Origin of the sequence: Colwellia ponticola (assembly GCF_005885605.1) — a bacterium.
GTDB lineage: Bacteria > Pseudomonadota > Gammaproteobacteria > Enterobacterales > Alteromonadaceae > Colwellia > Colwellia ponticola.
The window spans coordinates 1-480 of the sequence record NZ_SZVP01000068.1; the positions used below are offsets into that span (position 1 = coordinate 1).

A 480-nucleotide genomic window follows, 5' to 3' on the forward strand; every position below is an offset into this window, starting at 1 on the left:
TGTCAAATCGGTCACTGCATGGTCGTCCTTCAACCAGCCGGTGGACTACGACAACTCTGGCCAGGCCGCGCTGATCCAGAACAACCTGATCCTCTACAAGCAAAACTACGCCACCCAGGAATTCCAGCTCAACGGCGACTATGACGACTTCAGCTTCAGCACCGGCCTGTACCTGTACCGCGAACGCTTCGATGCCGACCGCGACAACCTCACCTACTCCATCGCACGCAACCGGGTGATCGGCCAGGGCCAGTACAGCACCACCAACACCGAAAGCTACGCGCTGTATGGCCAGGGCACCTACAAGATCACCCCGCAGCTGTCGCTGATCGCCGGCCTGCGCTTTACCCGCGAACACAAGAACTTCGAGTTCACCAATTACGCGATCAATACCGACAGGCAGATTACCGGCACCAACTTCGCGGCCGAGTCGAGCAAATCCTGGCAGTCCACCAGCCCGAAAATCGGCTTCGAATATGC

General features: G+C 58.1%; 1 protein-coding gene. It reads left to right on the forward strand.

Translation table 11 applies throughout. The features are described from left to right. Positions 1–480 (forward strand): TonB-dependent receptor domain-containing protein (locus FCS21_RS15860; protein ID WP_138624486.1); only part of this gene is annotated, 480 nt, incomplete at both ends.